Raw genomic sequence first — 14,554 nt, 5'->3', positions numbered from 1 at the left:
GGCGGGCGGGCCGGCCGGAGCCCCTGTTCAGGGCCCCGTGCCGGCCCTCGCGGTCAGGACTTCGCAGCCAGGGCCAGGGGCTGCTCGGCCGACTGCTGCTGCCCGGCAGCCGAACGCTCGGCGGCGGGCCTCCCGGAGGAGGACGTCCCGGCGGAGGACTTCTCGGCGGCAGAGGGCCGCCGGGCCGCCTGCCGGGCGGCGGGTGCCTGCTCCTCGGCCCACAGACTGAGGTACCGCTCGCCGGTGTCGGGCAGCAGGGTGACGATCGACGCGCCGACGTAGTCGGGGTGGGCGGCCAGCCGGGCGGAGGCGTGGGCGACGGCGCCGGAGGAGACTCCGGCGAAGATGCCCTGGCGGCGGGCGAGCTGTCGGGCGGCGTCCAGCGCCTCCTCGTCGGTGACGGTCACCACGCTGTCGATCAGCGAGACGTCGGTGGTGGGCGCCACGAAGCCGCCGTTGAGACCCGGGATGCGGTGCAGGCCGCCGACGCCCTGGGAGAGCACCGGGGAGTTCTCCGGCTCGACCGCGACGACGCGCACGTCCGGGTTCTGCTCCTTGAGGTACCGGGCGATGCCGGTCAGCGTGCCGCCGGTGCCCACGCCGCACACCAGGACGTCGACGCGGCCGCCGGTGTCGGCCCAGATCTCCGGGCCGGTGGTCTCGTAGTGGGCCCGTACGTTGTCGGCGTTCTCGTGCTGGCAGGGGAACCAGGAGCCGGGGGTCGCCGCGTGCAGCTCCTGCGCCTTGGCGATGGCGCCGGGGTAGCCCTGCTCGCGCGGTGTCCGCACGACCTCGGCGCCCAGCGCCTTCAGCAGGGCGACCCGCTCGGGGGTGGCGCTGTCGGGGAGGACGATGACGCAACGGTAGCCGCGGGAGGCGCAGAGGGAGGCCAGGGAGATGCCGGTGTTGCCGGACGTCGCCTCGATCACCGTGCCACTGCCGGGGGTGAGTTCGCCGCGCTGCTCGGCGGCCCGCAGCATGTACAGGGCGGCGCGGTCCTTGCTGGTGGACATCGGGTTGGCGGCCTCGAGTTTGGCCAGCACCTGGGTACCCGGAGCGGTGTCCTCGAAGTGGAGGCGGATCAGCGGGGTGGAGCCGATCAGGTCCTCGATGCTGTCGGCTATGGGGCGCGGCGTACGGCTTTCCACGGTGTGGTTCCTCACAAGTCGGGTCGTGCGGCTGCCGGTCGGGGGGTTCGTACGGTCCGCCCGTACGCCGGTGCAGCCTTCGTGGGGGGAAGGGGATCGCGCGAGGCGGGGAGTGGTGCGGAGGGAGCGGAGCGGCGGACGCTCCTACCAGGAGCCGGCCGAGGCCGTCACCGCGTACAGGTCCTCCATGGGCTGCGGCTGCTCGCCGACGGCCTTGATCACGGCGGTGGCGGCGAGCACGCGAGCTCCCGGGGGGACGTCCTTGTTGACGAGGGCCTGGGCTCCGATGACGGCGTGCTCTCCGATGGTGACGGGGCCGAGGACCGTCGCGTTGGTGCCGAGCACGACGTGGTGGCCGACCACGGGGTGGCGGCGTTCGCCGGCGGGCCGCTTGTTGTCGCTCCACCAGCCGACCGCGCCGAGGGTCACCTGGTGGTAGATCGTCACGTCGTCCCCGATCACCGCGGTCTCGCCGATCACGACGGCGGCGCCGTGGTCGATGAACACCCGCCGGCCGAGGACGGCGCCGGGGTGGATCTCCACGGAGGTCTTGCGGCGGGCCTGCCAGGCGATCAGCCCGGCGGTCATGCGCATGCCACGCCGGTGCAGGCGGTGGGCGACGCGGTGCGCCCACAGGGCGGGCAGGGCCGCGTGCAGCAGGGCCTCGCGGCGGTTGCGCATGGAGGGGTCCTGGGCGACGACGACGTCCAGGTCCTCCTTCATGATCGCGAGCAGGCCGGGTTCCTTGTCGCGCGCCATCAGACCAGCACCTCCGTGTGCGCCCCCGCGGCGGCGAGCGCCGCGCGGGTCAGGCTCTCCAGCCGGGTCACGAGCTCCGGGTCCGTGTAGCGGCCCCCCTCGGCGGCCACCCCCGCGGCGCGGGCGACGCCGACGGGCTCGTGCTCGACGACCCGCGCGCCGCAGCGGGCGAGGAGGGCGACCAGCCCGGCCTGCGCCTCGACGCCTCCGCGCGCTCCGGGCGAGGCGCTGGCCACGGCCGTCACCCGGCCGGTCAGCGGGCTCGGGGTCTCGCCGTCCGCCCGGGACAGCCAGTCGAGCGCGTTCTTCAGCGCGCCGGGCATCGCGCCGTTGTAGGAGGGGGTGCTGATGAACAGCAGGCCGGCTCCGGCGACCAGCTCCTTGGCCGCGCGCACCGCCGCCGAGCCGTCGGCGAGCTCCAGGCCCGCCTCGTAGTGGGGCAGTTCCGCGACGGCGAGGTCCACCGTCTCGTGCGCACCGGGGAGGCCCGCGAGGACGTGCCGCACGGTCTCCAGGACGGCGGTGTTCAGCGAGTCCCGTCGGGTACTGCCCGACATCAGAACGATCTTCACCAGGGGAACTCCTTTGGTTCTCGGCCTCCCGGTCGGCAGGCTTCGTGCGCGCACGGGACGGGTGGTCCCGGCAGAGGACCGCCGCACCCGCGTCGGAGCGACGATGGAGTGCGTACGCCATCCGCCCCGCGTCTCCGTCGTTACGGTGCCAGCGCCGACCGCAGCCGGACTCGACCCCGGCTCGCACCCCGCCGGAGGCCCACTACAGAACCGCGTGCCCTGCGAGCCGGCCACCGCCCCCCCCCCCCCCCGCCGCACAGCCGTGCCTGAGCGGTCGGGGGCGGGGGCGGGGTTACCGTCGGCGGCATGGACGGTGACCGCCGCAGATGGCGCCAGTGTGTGCTCACCGGGGCGGTGTTCGCCGTGTGCATGACCGGCACCACGCTGCCCACCCCGCTCTACGGGATGTACCAGGAGAAGTTCTCCTTCTCCGAGCTGACGGTGACGGTCGTCTTCGCGGTGTACGCCTTCGCGGTCATCGGGGTCCTGCTGCTGGCGGGCGATGCCTCGGACACGGTCGGCAGGCGGCCGGTGCTGCTGGCCGGCCTGGGGTGTGCGGCGGGGAGCGCCGTCTGCTTCCTGTCGGCCACCGGCCTGCCCTGGCTGTACGCGGGCCGGCTGCTGTCGGGGCTTTCCGCCGGGCTGTTCACCGGCGCCGCCACGGCCTACGTCCTCGAACTGGCCCCCGAGCGGGGCAAGGGCCGGGCCACGTTCGTCGCGACGGCCGCCAACATGGGCGGCCTCGGCTGCGGTCCGCTGCTCGCGGGGTTGCTCGCGCAGTACGCCCCCTGGCCGCTGTACCTGCCGTTCGCCGTGCACCTGGTCCTGGTGGCCGGGTCGGCCGTCGTGGTGCTGGGGCTGCCGGAGACCGTCCGGGAGCGGGGCCCGCTCCGCGCCGTACGGCCGCAGCGTCCCGGCCTGCCCGCCCAAGTGCGCCCGGTGTTCGGGCCGGCGGCGATCGCCTCCTTCGTGGGCTTCGCCCTCTTCGGGGTGTTCACCTCGGTCAGTCCGGCGTTCCTCGCGCAGTCGCTCGACGTGCACAGCCCCGCCGTCGGCGGGCTGCTCGTGGCGCTGGCCTTCTTCTCCTCCACCGCCGGACAACTGGCCGTCGGCCGCGTCGGGGTGGGGCGCTCGCTGCCGCTGGGCTGCGCCGGTCTGCTGGGCGGGCTGGCGCTGCTCGCGGGAGCGCTGCACTGGGAGCTGCTGGTCCTGGTGGCGCTGAGCGCGCTGGTCGGCGGCTGCGGGCAGGGGCTGGCCTTCCGCGGGGCGCTGGCCGCGGTGGCCGGGGCCGCTCCGGAGGACCGGCGCGCCGCGGTGATCTCGACGCTGTTCGTGGTGGCGTACTGCGGCATCTCGGTGCCGGTGATCGGTGTGGGACTGCTGGTGGGTCCGGTCGGACTGGAGGGCGCGGGGCTGGTGTTCATCGCGTGCATGGCCCTCCTGGTCTCGGCCGCCGGTGCCTACCTGCTCCGGCGGCCGGTGCGGACGGTGGGCTGAGGAACGGGCCGAGGAACGTGCCGGGCGACGGGCCGAGGAACGGGCCGGGCGACGGGTGCCCCGTCAGCCGCCGGTGTGCGGGCCGCCTTCCCCGCTGCCGGTCGGGTACGCGCCTCCGTCCCCGGAGCCCGGCGCTGCCCCGGAGCCCGGTGCCGCCTCGGCGCCCGGTGCCTCGACGGCCGCCGGGTCCAGCACGCGGTTGAGGAAGTCGCGGGTCCGCTCCTGGGTCGGCCGGGTCACCACCTGCTCCGCCGCCCCCTGTTCGACGATGACCCCGCCGTCCATGAACACGACCCGCTCGGCGACCTCGCGCGCGAAGCTCATCTCGTGGGTGACGACCATCATCGTCATCCCCTCCCCCGCGAGCACCCGCATCACCGACAGCACCTCGCCGACGAGTTCGGGGTCGAGCGCCGAGGTGGGCTCGTCGAAGAGCATCACCTCCGGCCCCATCGACAGGGCCCGGGCGATCGCCACCCGCTGCTGCTGCCCGCCGGAGAGCTGCGCCGGGAAGGCGTCCGCCTTCCCGGCGAGGCCGACGCGCTCCAGGTTCTCGCGGGCGACGGCGGCCGCCTCGGCCTTGCGGCGGCCCAGGACCCTGCGCTGCGGGAGGGTGAGGTTTCCGGTGACGCTCACGTGCGGGAAGAGGTTGAACTGCTGGAAGACCATGCCGATGCGGCGGCGCGCGGCGTCGATGTCGACGTCGGGATCGGTGAGCTCGGTCCCGCCGACGAAGACCTGGCCCCGGCTCGGCTCCTCCAGCAGGTTCACGCAGCGCAGCAGGGTGGACTTGCCCGAGCCCGACGGCCCGATGACGCACACCACTTCGCCGCGGGCGACGTCGAGGTCGATGCCGCGCAGGACGTGGTTGTCGCCGAAGGACTTGTGCAGCCCCCGGATCTCGATCTCCGCGCGGTCCGCGCCCGAGGTGCCCGCCGCCGTTCCGTTCTTCCCTGACATCATGTCCCCCTCCTCCTCACGTGGCCTTGTCCGCACGGGCCTCCAGGCGGCGCACCACGAAGCTCAGCGGCACCGTCACCAGGAGGTAGCACAGGCCCGCGACCAGGATCGGGGTGGAGTTCGCGGTCTCGCTCGCGAGGTCCCGGCCGTACTTGGTCAGTTCCCGCTCCTCCAGCGTGACGCCCAGGAACAGCACCAGCGAGGAGTCCTTGAACAGCAGGACGAGCTCGTTGGTGAGCGGCGGGATGACGATGCGGAAGGCCTGCGGGATGATCACGGACACCATGGCGCGGCCGTGGGAGAAGCCGAGCGAGCGCGCCGCCTCCATCTGCCCCCGGGGGACGGCCTGGATGCCGGCGCGAATCGTTTCCGCCATGTAGGCAGCCGCGACCAGACCGAGGCCCAGCGCGACCTTCCCGTACGTTCCGCCGGGGATCTCGGTGCCCGGGAACGCCAGGGGCACCGCGACCCCGACGAAGATGAAGATGAGCAGGGCGGGAAGGCCGCGGAAGAGCTCGATGTAGACACCGGCGACCCAGCGGTAGGGGGCCACCGACGACAGCCTCATCATGGCGACGACCAGCCCGAGCACCAGGCCGAAGACGAACCCGGAGAACGTGTACACGACGGTGTTGCGCAGGGCGATGGTGAGGATGTCCGGGAAGAGGCGCAGGACCAGGTCCTTCTGCGCGAACTGGTTGCGCAGCCGGTCCCAGTCGGCCAGGACGGCCACCACGACCAGCACGGCCACGAACACCGCGTACTGGACACCCTGCCAGACCCGGCGCCGCTGGCGCCGGGTCAGCCGGGAGGTCACGACGCCGACTGGGGCATCGGGCCGATCCACTGCTCGTAGGTCTTCTTGTAGGTGCCGTCGGCCTTGGCGGTGGTGATGGCCTTGTCGATCGCGGCGAGGAGGGCGGCGTTGCCCTTCTTCACGGAGAACCCGTACTGCTCCCCGGTGTCGATGTTCTGTCCGAGGACGAACTCGGAGGTGTTCGCCTTGTCCTTGAGCCAGCCCTGGACGACGGGGTAGTCGATGACGACCGCGTCGACCTGGCCGGTGCGCAGGCCGTTGAGGACCGCGTCCGAGCTCTCGAAGGCGACGGGGTTGAAGCCCTGGCTCTTGGCGTAGCTCTCGCCGGTGGTGCCGGCCTGGGCGCCGAGCTTGGCCGACTTCGCCTTGACGTCGGCGAGGGTGGTGATGCCGCTCTTCCTGGTCGCCAACAGCGCCTGGGTGGCGTCGAAGTAGGGGACGGAGAAGTCGACGTTCTTCTTGCGCTCGTCGGTGATGGTCATGCCGGCCGCGGCGAGGTCGCACTGGCCCGAGTTCAGGAACGCCCCGGTCTTGAAGTTCTCGAACGGGGTGTCGAGGATCTTCTGCTCGACCTTGAGGTTCTTGGCGACGAGGTCGATCAGGGCCACGTCGAAGCCGACGACCTTGCCGTTCTGCTCGAACTGGAAGGGCGGGTAGGGAAGATGGGTGCAGGTGGTGAGCTTGCCCTTCTCGACGACGGGCACTCCGCCGGCCGCCTCCCCCGGCCCGTTCCCGCCGGAGGAGGAGCAGCCGGAGACGAGGAACACGCCCGCCGCGGCAGCGCAGGCCGCCCCCCGGAGGCCGGAGCGGCCGCGCCGGCCGCGGCGGCTGCTGGTGCGCTGACTGCGGTGTCCTTCGGCCGTGCGGAACACGGTTGACCTCCACGGGTGCAGGGCGGGCGGCGGTCGCGGGACGGGACCGTCCGATCGAGATCGTAAGCCCCTGCGGTACGCGGCGGCGGGTGATTCGCGATGCGGCGGGTCCGCGGACCGGCCCCCGCCGGCCGCGTCAGCGCGAGGGCCGCTGGGGCTGCCCCGCGGGCGCCGGGGCGGGCTGGCCGGCCGGCTCCCCGAGGGCCTCGGCGTCCTCCAGGCCCTCCAGGCCCTCCAGGCCGGGGAAACGGTAGGGGTCGAGTGCCCAGCGGGGCGTGCGGGACGACAGTGCGTACGTCGGTGCGGTGTCCATCGAACCTCCCGAATGCGGTTACCGGCCGTGATGAGTCACTACTCTGCGCATCCGGTTGCGGCTGGCCGCGACTCCCACCCGAACGCCCCCTCATGACATTTCTTCACATCGCGTACACAGAGGACCTCAGGACAGGAGCGCGGAGACCGGCGACACCGGATCCCAGTGGGAGTCGCGGCCCGCCAGCCGGGCGACGGCCCGGTCCCAGGTGCCCGGGTCGGCGGCCAGGCGGCTCCCGACGAGGGCGCCGAGGCCGGTCAGGACGGCGCCGGCCTGCGGCGGGGCGTCCGCACGACGGGCGGCCGTGTTCAGGTAGGCGAGGATCCTCGCGGCCGGCGCCGCCGTGTGCAGCAGGTCGTCCCCGGTCAGGCCGCCCGAGGCCAGCAGCCCGTCGAGCTGGGTGGCGGGCGGGCAGTGGTGGAGGCCGGCCAGGCCGTACCGGGCACGGGCCCGAGTGGCGTCGGGCCCGTCGGGCAGACCGTCCGGGCCGGGCTCGGGCAGCAGCGCGGCGTACCGGATCCGCAGTCCGGCCGGGGCGCTCCGGAGGTTGACCAGGTGTCCCCAGTGGGGGATCGGCTCCTCCTCGTGCGCCTCGGCCAGCGCTTCCCAGTCGACCGCCCCGGGCATCGACAGGACGGTGGCCGTCGTCTTCCAGTGGCCGGTGCTCCGCCGCAGCCGGGTGAGGAGCTTGGCGTGGGCCAGTTCGCGGGCGAGGCGGGCCCGGATCACGGCGGCCGGGTCGGCCGATCCCAGGGCCCTGACGCAGAGCGTGGTGGCCGCCCGGCCGAGCCGGCCCCCGCCGGCGAGGGCGGTGAGACGGGCGGCTCCGCCGTGTTCGAGCAGGTTGAGGCAGCCCATCACCTGCTCGGTGAAGCCCAGTTCGGCGCCGTGCCGGGCGAAGACCTCTTCGATCAGGGCGGGTTCGCGCGAGCGCAGCCAGAGGGCTCCCCCCGGCAGCGGGGCGCAGGGGTCGGCCCGCAGCTCGGCCGACAACCGTGCGGCGGTGCGGCCGTCGGGGCGGGCGGCAATGCGGCCGGCCAGGTGGGAGGTGGTGCCGTTGCCCAACAGGGTGAGGTCCACGTCGGGATCGTCGAGGTCGACCAGCAGCTCCTTGGCGTCGTCGGCGAGCCACCGCGCCTGGGAAGCGAGGACGCGCAGGGCCTTGGGATCGCGTCCCGCGAGCAGCCGGCCGAGCAGGACGCGCGGGGTCCGGTCGTGGCGCAGCAGGTACGCCGCGAGCAGCCAGGGCCCGTCCGGCCCGAGGCGGGGCAGGACCGCGTCGACGACCTCGGCGTCGGCCAGGCACAGCAGGGTGCCCACGGGCCAGGCCCAGCGCCTGTTGCCGCTCCGCAGCAGCCGCAGCGCCTCGTCCGGAGTGCCCGGCGGGCTGCTCGACGCGCCCCGGAGGGGAAGGTCGCAGGGCAGGTGGCCGGCGGGCGGCGCGGCGGCGGAACGGGACCGTTCGAGCAGTTCCGCCCAGCTGGGGCCGCCCTCGTCGGTGTGCCGGTCCAGGCCCGCGGCGTGCGTGGCCGTGTGCGCCAGCCGGAGCCAGCGGTCGGGGTCGGTGCCCAGTTCGGTGCGCAGCAGACGGGCGAGGGCCGTCCGCCAGGCCGAGGCGAAGGCCAGGCGGCGCCAGTCGTGGGGCTGGAGCAGCATGTCGCGTGCCGGGAGCAGGCCGAGCAGCTCGTCGGCGGGGAGCAGGCCCTGGGTGTAGGCCTCTTCGGTGAGCCGGGCACTGCTGCCCCAGCTGCGGGGGCGCTCCGCGCGGATCTCCGCGGGTGCGGGAGCGGTGTGCCAGGCGCCGTGGGGCGGTTCGATCCCCGCGTCCGCGCAGGCCCGGGCGAGCCAGCCGGGGGTGGCGAGGCCGGGGGCGTCCTCCTGCCGGTGGTGCGCAAGGAAGGCCAGGGTGCCGGGGTCCGCGGGCAGCGGGGTCCCGGCGGGGGCGAGGGAGTACAGCAGGTCGAGGGCGGCGAGGGCGGCCCGCTCGTGGTGGGTGCGCGGGGCATGCGGGGGCTGGTCGGCCCGGTCGGCGGGTGCGTGCACCGCCGCCGGGGGCTGCGGCGGCTCCGGCTCCCGCTGCTCCTGGGCCTCGGCCGGTGCCGCCCGGCCGCCCAGGGCGATCACTTCGCCCTGGGCGCCCCGGTGTCCGGGCAGGCCGGACTCCCGTGCGGCCGACGCCTCGGGGCCGTCGCCGGCGCGCACCGCCCGGGAGACCGGACTGCTCTGCGAGTTGCTCATGGCGCCATGCTAGGGAGCGGGTCCGACGACCCCGCTCCCCCGGTCCGCGTCCGTCATGGTGCGGGGGTCAGCGGCGCTGGGGACAGCGCTTCCAGGAGAAGTGGTACCTGGTGTTGATGCTGCCGTCGGTGGAGTCCATCGCGATGAAGCTGGTGGCGGCCGGGTCGGAGGTGCCGGCCTGGGTGAGCAGTTCGGTGTTGATGTTCAGGTTTCGCTGCGCCCCGCAGGGGTGGAAGACGAGGGCCTCGACGGGGACGGCGTCGGTGACCTGCCAGTTGTTCTGGAACGGGCCGCGCAGGGTGTGGCCGCGGCTGACGGTCTGGGACATGCCCTGGAAGTAGTAGCTGGCCTTCTGGGTGGCGGTGGCACCCTGCTGGACGCTGGCGAAGCCGCGGTAGTCGGCCTGGGCGATGGCGTAGGTGTAGCCCTGCGGGACGTTGAGGGTCAGTCCCAGCTGGCAGTTCTTGCGGAAGCCGGTCGGACCGGAGCCTGGGCCCACCTGGGCCATGTAGTCGCTGTACGTCACGGTGAAGGCCGTGTTGTCCGGGGCCACGGCCACGGCGGCGGTGCCGGGGGGGCAGCCCGAGCCGTTGGCCTGGACCACGTTGATGGTGATCTGCTCCGGGGGTGCGAAGGACGGCCCGCCGGGGGCGGCTCCCGCCGGGGGAGTGAGAGCGGCGGCAAGCGCGAGGGCCGCGCCGGCGGTGAACACCGTTCTGAACATGGAGGGTCCTTCCGATCGCTGCGGTGCGTGATCGGCTCGAACCGTTCCACACTCCCCGGGCCCGTCGGCGCAGGCGCGGCAGGCTCCGTCCGCGGAGCGCCGGCGGGCTCACCCGCCCAGGGGAATCGTGCGACCGCCGGCCCGGTGCACGGGTACGCGCCACCGGTCCGGGAGTTTTGGCGCACAAGTGGCGGCCCGCGCGGCCCCGCCGGGGCAGACTGGGCGGGCCAGCGGCCCCCACCGGGAGGAACTGCCCGTGCCCGTCCCGATCATCATCGACTGCGACCCCGGACACGACGACGCCCTCGCGATCATGCTGGCGGCGGCCGATCCCGCGGTCGAGCTGCTCGCCATCACCACGGTCGCCGGGAACCAGACGGTGGAGAAGACCACCCTCAACGCCCGCCGGGTGTGCACCGTCGCCGGGATCACGGACGTGCCCATCGCCGCCGGGTGCGGACGTCCGCTGCTCCAGCCGCTGTCGGTCGCCGACGACGTGCACGGCGAATCCGGCCTGGACGGCCCGCGGTTCCCGGCTCCCTCGGTCGACGTGGTGCCGGAGCACGCGGTGGAGCTGATCCACCGGATCCTCATGGAGCACCCGGAGCCGGTGACGCTGGTGCCCACCGCCCCGCTCACCAACATCGCCCTTCTGCTGACCCGCTACCCCGAGTGCGCCGCCCGGATCCGCGAAATCGTGCTGATGGGGGGTTCCACGGAGCGGGGCAACCGGACTCCTGCGGCCGAGTTCAACGTGTACACCGATCCGGAGGCCGCCGACATCGTCCTGCGCAGCGGCGTGCCGGTGACCCTGTGCGGACTCAACGTCACCCACCAGGCCCTCGCCACCCCGGAGATCGTGGCGCGCATCGAGGGGCTGGGCACGGAACTCGGCACCGTCTGCGCCGGGTTGCTGACCTTCTTCGCCTCCACGTACGAGCGGCTGTGGGGCATGCCCCACCCGCCGCTGCACGACCCCGTCGCGGTGGCCCGGGTCATCGATCCCGCGATCGTGTACTGCGTGGACGCGCACGTCGCGGTGGAGCTGCGGGGCACCCACACGCGCGGCGCCACCGTCGTGGACCCGCACGGCTACCTGGGCCTGCCCGCCAACGCGCGCGTCGCGGTCTCCCTGGACCGCGAGGCGTTCTGGGACCGCATGATCGGCGCGGTCGCCGCCCTCGGCGACCGCACGGCGTGAAGCGGCCGCCGGCGCTGTCGGTGCTTGGTCAGGTTGGGGCTGGTGCGGGTATGCGGCGGTGACGGGTGGGCATGTGCCGGTCCAGGTGCCCCGCGGGCGACGACAGGACTTTGACGACGGCGCCTACCCCGCGACCGGGTACATGAGTCCGCGGCGCCCCTCGGGCGAGGTCAGCCACTCCAGCCTCTCGGCCGTGTCCGTGCCCGGCAGCGGGGTGTGCAGCACGATCGCCAGGTCGGGGCGCGCCGGGACGCGCAGCTGGGTCGACTCCACGTACAGGGTGCCGACGACGGGGTGCTCCATCTGCTTGCGGAGCTGTCCGCCGGGCCGGATCTCCTGCCGGTCCCACAACTCCGTGAAGCGGTGGCTGAGTTCCCGCGCCTGCTCCAGGACGGCCTGGAAGCCCTCGTCCTCGGGGTGCTCGGAGCAGGCCGCCCGGAACTGGGCCACGACCTCGACGGCGATCTCCTCCCAGTGCGGGGAGCGGGCCATGTAGACGGGGTCGGTGAAGAAGGCGACCAGGCAGTTCTGCACGATCTCCGGCCGCATCCCCAGGACCAGCGCGGCCGCGTCGTTGTACATCACGGTGTTCCAGTAGGTGTCCATGATGTGCGCGGGGAAGGGCATCCAGGCATCGATCAGCCGCTGCAGGCCCTGGCACATGTCCCGGTCGCCGGGGGCCACTTCGAGGGCGGGCGGGTTGAGCCCGGCGAGGACGTAGAGGTGCCGGCGTTCGGCGCTGGTCAGCCTGAGCACGCGGCTCACCGCGTCGAGGACCTGCCCGGACACCGTGATGTCGCGGCCCTGTTCCAGCCACTGGTACCAGGACGCCCCGACCCCGGCGAGGACGGCGACCTCCTCGCGGCGCAGCCCCGGGGTGCGGCGGCGGGCCCCGCCGTCCGGCAGGCCCGGCGGCCTGGGGCGCCGCAGGGCCTGAGCCGTACGAGCGGGGCCCGGTCCGGGGTGTCCGGCCCGGGCCCGCTCGGCTCTGCGCCCGCCCCGTCCGTGCGGGCGGACGGTCCGGCTAGACGGTCGTGGACAGGTACGTGCCCGCCAGGCCCGGCGCAGGGGCCGGTTCGGGCGGGCGCCGGCGCGTCCCGCGGGGCTGGAACGCGGGCCGGACCGGGGTGGGGTGGGTACTGCCCGCGACGATCAGGGCCAGTAAGACCGCGGCCGCCTCGCTCTGCAGGATCCGGGCGGCCTGCCGCAGCCGCGCCGGGTCGGCGACGGGAATCGACAGGGCCACGCACTCGGCGTTCGGACCCGAGGTGATCGGTACGGCCGCGCAGGCCGTGCCGACCGCGTACTCCTGGAAGTCGAGCAGGGGGGTGTTGGGCCGGCGCCTGTCGAGCTGGTGGAAGAGGACCGCCTGGCTGGTGACGGTGTGGGAGGTGAAACGGGACATCTCGTGCCGGGCGAGATGGTCCTTGCGGTCGTCGTAGTCGAGCTGGGTCAGCAGGGCCTTTCCGACGGCGGAGGCGTGCGCGGCGGCGCGGAAGTCGACCCACTCGTGGACGGCGGGTGCGCTCGGCCCGTCGGCGCACTGGGTGATGGAGACCTCACCGTCGGTGTAGCGGGCGACGTACACGGCCGCGCCGACCGCGTCCCGTACCCAGGCCAGGGTCTCGCGCAGCTGCCCCCGGCACTCTCCGCCGGCCGCGTCGGCCAGCAGCAGGGCGTGGCCCGCGACGTAGGCGTCCGGTCCGCTGGGGGTGGCGAGGTTGGCGCGGACGAGCTGCTCCGTGGCCCGTCCGAGGACCAGCCGTGGCAGTTTCGTCTCGCGGGCGATCTGGGTGAGGCTGACGCCGCCCGAGTAGCGGTTGACGACCTCCAGGACGCGCAGCGCCTGGTGGACGGAGGCCAGTGCGGCGGTCGCCGGGCGCACTTCGGGGGTCTTGCGGGCGGCGTGCGTCAGCCGGGGCTGCCTGAGGGTCTCCCGGGCCCAGGCGTTCGCCTCGTCCGTCAGGTGTACGGGGTTGAGGCGGGCGTGCCGTGCGACGGCGACGGCGACCGGTGGGCTCGGTGTGATGATGTCGCCCAGCTCGGGGTGCTCCTTGCGGGGGCGCGCCGCGACGGCCTGACGCAGCCGCGCCGGCAGCCGGTACGGGGGACGGCCGGCCCGGCCGGGGCCGGTGCTGAAGGGGGTGAGGTCCCGGGTGCTGATCGGCGGGGAGGTCCAGATGACCGAGGCGCCCAGGATCTCCTCCAGGTCCTCCGGGATCGGCGGCAGGAGCGGCAGGTGCTCCTCGGCCGGCAGGACGCGGGTCTGCTGCTTCCAGTGGCGGGCCGTACGCACCTCGGCGCGGGCCAGGTGGTGGAGGTAGAGGCACTGCGCGGCGGTGCGCGAGCCCGCGCCGGCGGCGTACTGGAACCAGAACTGGGCGGCCTCCTGCCGGTCCGTCAGGTGCAGCAGGCAGCCGAACAGCAGGGCCGAGTCCACTCCGTGGGGCCAGGACCGGGCGTGCAGGGCGAGCTCCGCGAAGTCCCGGCTCTCGGCCAGGGACCAGGTCAGGTCGTCCAGGCAGCGCGCGGCCCGCACATGGCAGGCGGCGTCGAGCACCAGGTCGTCCCAGGCGGCCGCCGCGGCCTCCTGCCCGCCGGCCGCGTCCGCCCCCGCGGGGGTGCCGAGCGCCGAGCGAGCGCGGTCCGCGGCGATGCGCCGGGCGACGCGGCGCCGGGCGGCCCCCTCGTCGTAGCCGGCGTACTCCTCGGCGAGCACCGCCGCGTCCTCCAGGGCCGCGTCCAGTTCACGCAGCGGCATGTCACGGTCAGCGGGCGTGTCGCTCACTGGTCCTTCTCCTCTCCGGGGATCCAGTCCACCCCGAGCTTGCGGGACAGGGTTCGGCGTGCGCCGCGGACGTGCGACCGGACGGTCGCGGGGGAGATCCCCATCATCCGGGCGACCGTGTCGGAGTCGTTGCCCAGCAGGAAGGCCAGCAGCACGACGTCGTACTGCCGCTCGGACAGTTCGGCGATCGCCGCGTACAGGCCGAGCTTCGACTCCAGCAGTTCGAGCCGCTCCCTGGAGGAGCGGCGCAGGGCCGAGAACCACGCCGTCTCCACCATGGCGACCTGGCGCCCGAGGGCCGCCAGGCGCCGCTCCACGTGTTCGCGCAGCACCGCCCACGCGAAGCCGTGCAGGCTCGCCTCCTTGAGCGCCTGGCGCCACACCTTCAGCAGGAAGGTGAACACGTCGTCGACGACTTCCTCGGCGTCCTTGGCGTTGCCCAGTTGCAGATGGGCGTAGCGCAGGTACACGCGGTGCTGCTGGGAGTGGAACGCGGTGAAGTCCACCGGGAGCACGCCCACCAGTTCGCTGGAGACCGTCTGGTCCCCCGATGGATCGAACTCGCCTTCACTCATGTGTTCCCCCACCGTTGCTCGTCGCCGCCCGTGCGGGCGGTGGGTGGTCGCGGATGCCTGCGCACCCTGGTCGCATCGGTCGTGAGGCCC

13 protein-coding genes and 1 pseudogene are annotated in these 14,554 nt (G+C 74.0%); 2 read left to right on the top strand and 12 right to left on the bottom strand.

Annotated features, from left to right (window positions below):
- Positions 1–53: 53 nt before the first annotated feature.
- From ACFY15_RS10190 to ACFY15_RS10180, 3 genes are all read right to left on the bottom strand, one after another.
- Positions 54–1,148, bottom strand: coding sequence for a PLP-dependent cysteine synthase family protein (locus ACFY15_RS10190; RefSeq protein ID WP_390691412.1), 1,095 nt, complete (start codon positions 1,146–1,148; stop codon positions 54–56).
- A gap of 144 nt (positions 1,149–1,292) precedes the next feature.
- Positions 1,293–1,907 carry a serine O-acetyltransferase EpsC gene (gene epsC, locus ACFY15_RS10185; RefSeq protein WP_390691413.1) on the bottom strand — a complete coding sequence of 205 codons (615 nt, stop codon included), beginning with the start codon at positions 1,905–1,907 and terminating at the stop codon, positions 1,293–1,295.
- Positions 1,907–2,479: an NADPH-dependent FMN reductase gene (locus ACFY15_RS10180; protein ID WP_390691414.1), complete on the bottom strand. Its 573-nt coding sequence runs from the start codon at positions 2,477–2,479 to the stop codon at positions 1,907–1,909. The genes epsC and ACFY15_RS10180 overlap by 1 nt, the downstream gene beginning before the upstream one ends.
- A 306-nt stretch (positions 2,480–2,785) precedes the next feature.
- Here ACFY15_RS10180 and ACFY15_RS10175 point away from each other — a divergent pair, with 306 nt between their 5' ends.
- Positions 2,786–3,976 carry an MFS transporter gene (locus ACFY15_RS10175; protein WP_390825331.1) on the top strand — a complete coding sequence of 397 codons (1,191 nt, stop codon included), beginning with the start codon at positions 2,786–2,788 and terminating at the stop codon, positions 3,974–3,976.
- A gap of 63 nt (positions 3,977–4,039) precedes the next feature.
- Here the strand turns inward: ACFY15_RS10175 and ACFY15_RS10170 are convergent, their stop codons facing one another.
- The 6 genes from ACFY15_RS10170 to ACFY15_RS10145 all read right to left on the bottom strand — a co-directional run bounded on the left by ACFY15_RS10170 (position 4,040) and on the right by ACFY15_RS10145 (position 9,900).
- Complete coding sequence (locus ACFY15_RS10170; protein WP_390825330.1) at positions 4,040–4,939, bottom strand: amino acid ABC transporter ATP-binding protein; 900 nt, start codon at positions 4,937–4,939, stop codon at positions 4,040–4,042.
- A gap of 13 nt (positions 4,940–4,952) precedes the next feature.
- Complete coding sequence (locus tag ACFY15_RS10165; protein ID WP_390825329.1) at positions 4,953–5,783, bottom strand: amino acid ABC transporter permease; 831 nt, start codon at positions 5,781–5,783, stop codon at positions 4,953–4,955.
- A complete protein-coding gene (locus ACFY15_RS10160) occupies positions 5,750–6,520 on the bottom strand; it encodes an ABC transporter substrate-binding protein (RefSeq protein WP_390687333.1) in 771 nt (256 codons plus the stop codon). The genes ACFY15_RS10165 and ACFY15_RS10160 overlap by 34 nt, the downstream gene beginning before the upstream one ends.
- Before the next feature lie 241 nt (positions 6,521–6,761).
- Positions 6,762–6,938: a hypothetical protein gene (locus tag ACFY15_RS10155; protein ID WP_390687313.1), complete on the bottom strand. Its 177-nt coding sequence runs from the start codon at positions 6,936–6,938 to the stop codon at positions 6,762–6,764.
- A gap of 126 nt (positions 6,939–7,064) precedes the next feature.
- A complete protein-coding gene (locus ACFY15_RS10150; protein WP_390825328.1) occupies positions 7,065–9,176 on the bottom strand; it encodes a hypothetical protein in 2,112 nt (703 codons plus the stop codon).
- A gap of 67 nt (positions 9,177–9,243) precedes the next feature.
- Positions 9,244–9,900: a DUF4360 domain-containing protein gene (locus tag ACFY15_RS10145; protein WP_390687311.1), complete on the bottom strand. Its 657-nt coding sequence runs from the start codon at positions 9,898–9,900 to the stop codon at positions 9,244–9,246.
- A gap of 256 nt (positions 9,901–10,156) precedes the next feature.
- On the opposite strand from ACFY15_RS10145, the gene ACFY15_RS10140 reads away from it, so the two are divergent.
- The gene (locus ACFY15_RS10140) at positions 10,157–11,101 is read left to right on the top strand and encodes a nucleoside hydrolase (RefSeq protein WP_390687310.1); all 945 of its coding nucleotides are present in this window, start codon (positions 10,157–10,159) and stop codon (positions 11,099–11,101) included.
- Positions 11,102–11,224: 123 nt separating this feature from the next.
- Here the strand turns inward: ACFY15_RS10140 and ACFY15_RS10135 are convergent, their stop codons facing one another.
- From ACFY15_RS10135 to ACFY15_RS10125, 3 genes and pseudogenes are all read right to left on the bottom strand, one after another.
- Entirely contained in the window at positions 11,225–12,031 is an 807-nt protein-coding gene (locus ACFY15_RS10135; RefSeq protein ID WP_390687332.1) for a helix-turn-helix transcriptional regulator, read from the bottom strand.
- A gap of 223 nt (positions 12,032–12,254) precedes the next feature.
- Positions 12,255–13,016, bottom strand: a pseudogene (locus ACFY15_RS10130) (IclR family transcriptional regulator); the annotation flags it as partial.
- 869 nt (positions 13,017–13,885) lie between these two features.
- Positions 13,886–14,464: an RNA polymerase sigma factor gene (locus ACFY15_RS10125; protein ID WP_390687309.1), complete on the bottom strand. Its 579-nt coding sequence runs from the start codon at positions 14,462–14,464 to the stop codon at positions 13,886–13,888.
- Positions 14,465–14,554: the final 90 nt, after the last annotated feature.

The organism is Streptomyces sp. NPDC001373 (assembly GCF_042895815.1).
Taxonomy (GTDB): Bacteria; Actinomycetota; Actinomycetes; order Streptomycetales; family Streptomycetaceae; genus Streptomyces.
This window is presented reverse-complemented; position numbering and strand designations above follow the sequence as displayed.

What these genes read in the sequence shown, in the direction of transcription:
- epsC (WP_390691413.1), bottom strand. Translation starts at nt 1,907, where the DNA reads ATGGCGCGCGACAAGGAACCCGGCCTGCTCGCGATCATGAAGGAGGAC.
- ACFY15_RS10175 (WP_390825331.1), top strand. Translation starts at nt 2,786, where the DNA reads ATGGACGGTGACCGCCGCAGATGGCGCCAGTGTGTGCTCACCGGGGCG.
- ACFY15_RS10170 (WP_390825330.1), bottom strand. Translation starts at nt 4,939, where the DNA reads ATGATGTCAGGGAAGAACGGAACGGCGGCGGGCACCTCGGGCGCGGAC.
- ACFY15_RS10155 (WP_390687313.1), bottom strand. Translation starts at nt 6,938, where the DNA reads ATGGACACCGCACCGACGTACGCACTGTCGTCCCGCACGCCCCGCTGG.
- ACFY15_RS10150 (WP_390825328.1), bottom strand. Translation starts at nt 9,176, where the DNA reads ATGAGCAACTCGCAGAGCAGTCCGGTCTCCCGGGCGGTGCGCGCCGGC.
- ACFY15_RS10145 (WP_390687311.1), bottom strand. Translation starts at nt 9,900, where the DNA reads ATGTTCAGAACGGTGTTCACCGCCGGCGCGGCCCTCGCGCTTGCCGCC.
- ACFY15_RS10125 (WP_390687309.1), bottom strand. Translation starts at nt 14,464, where the DNA reads ATGAGTGAAGGCGAGTTCGATCCATCGGGGGACCAGACGGTCTCCAGC.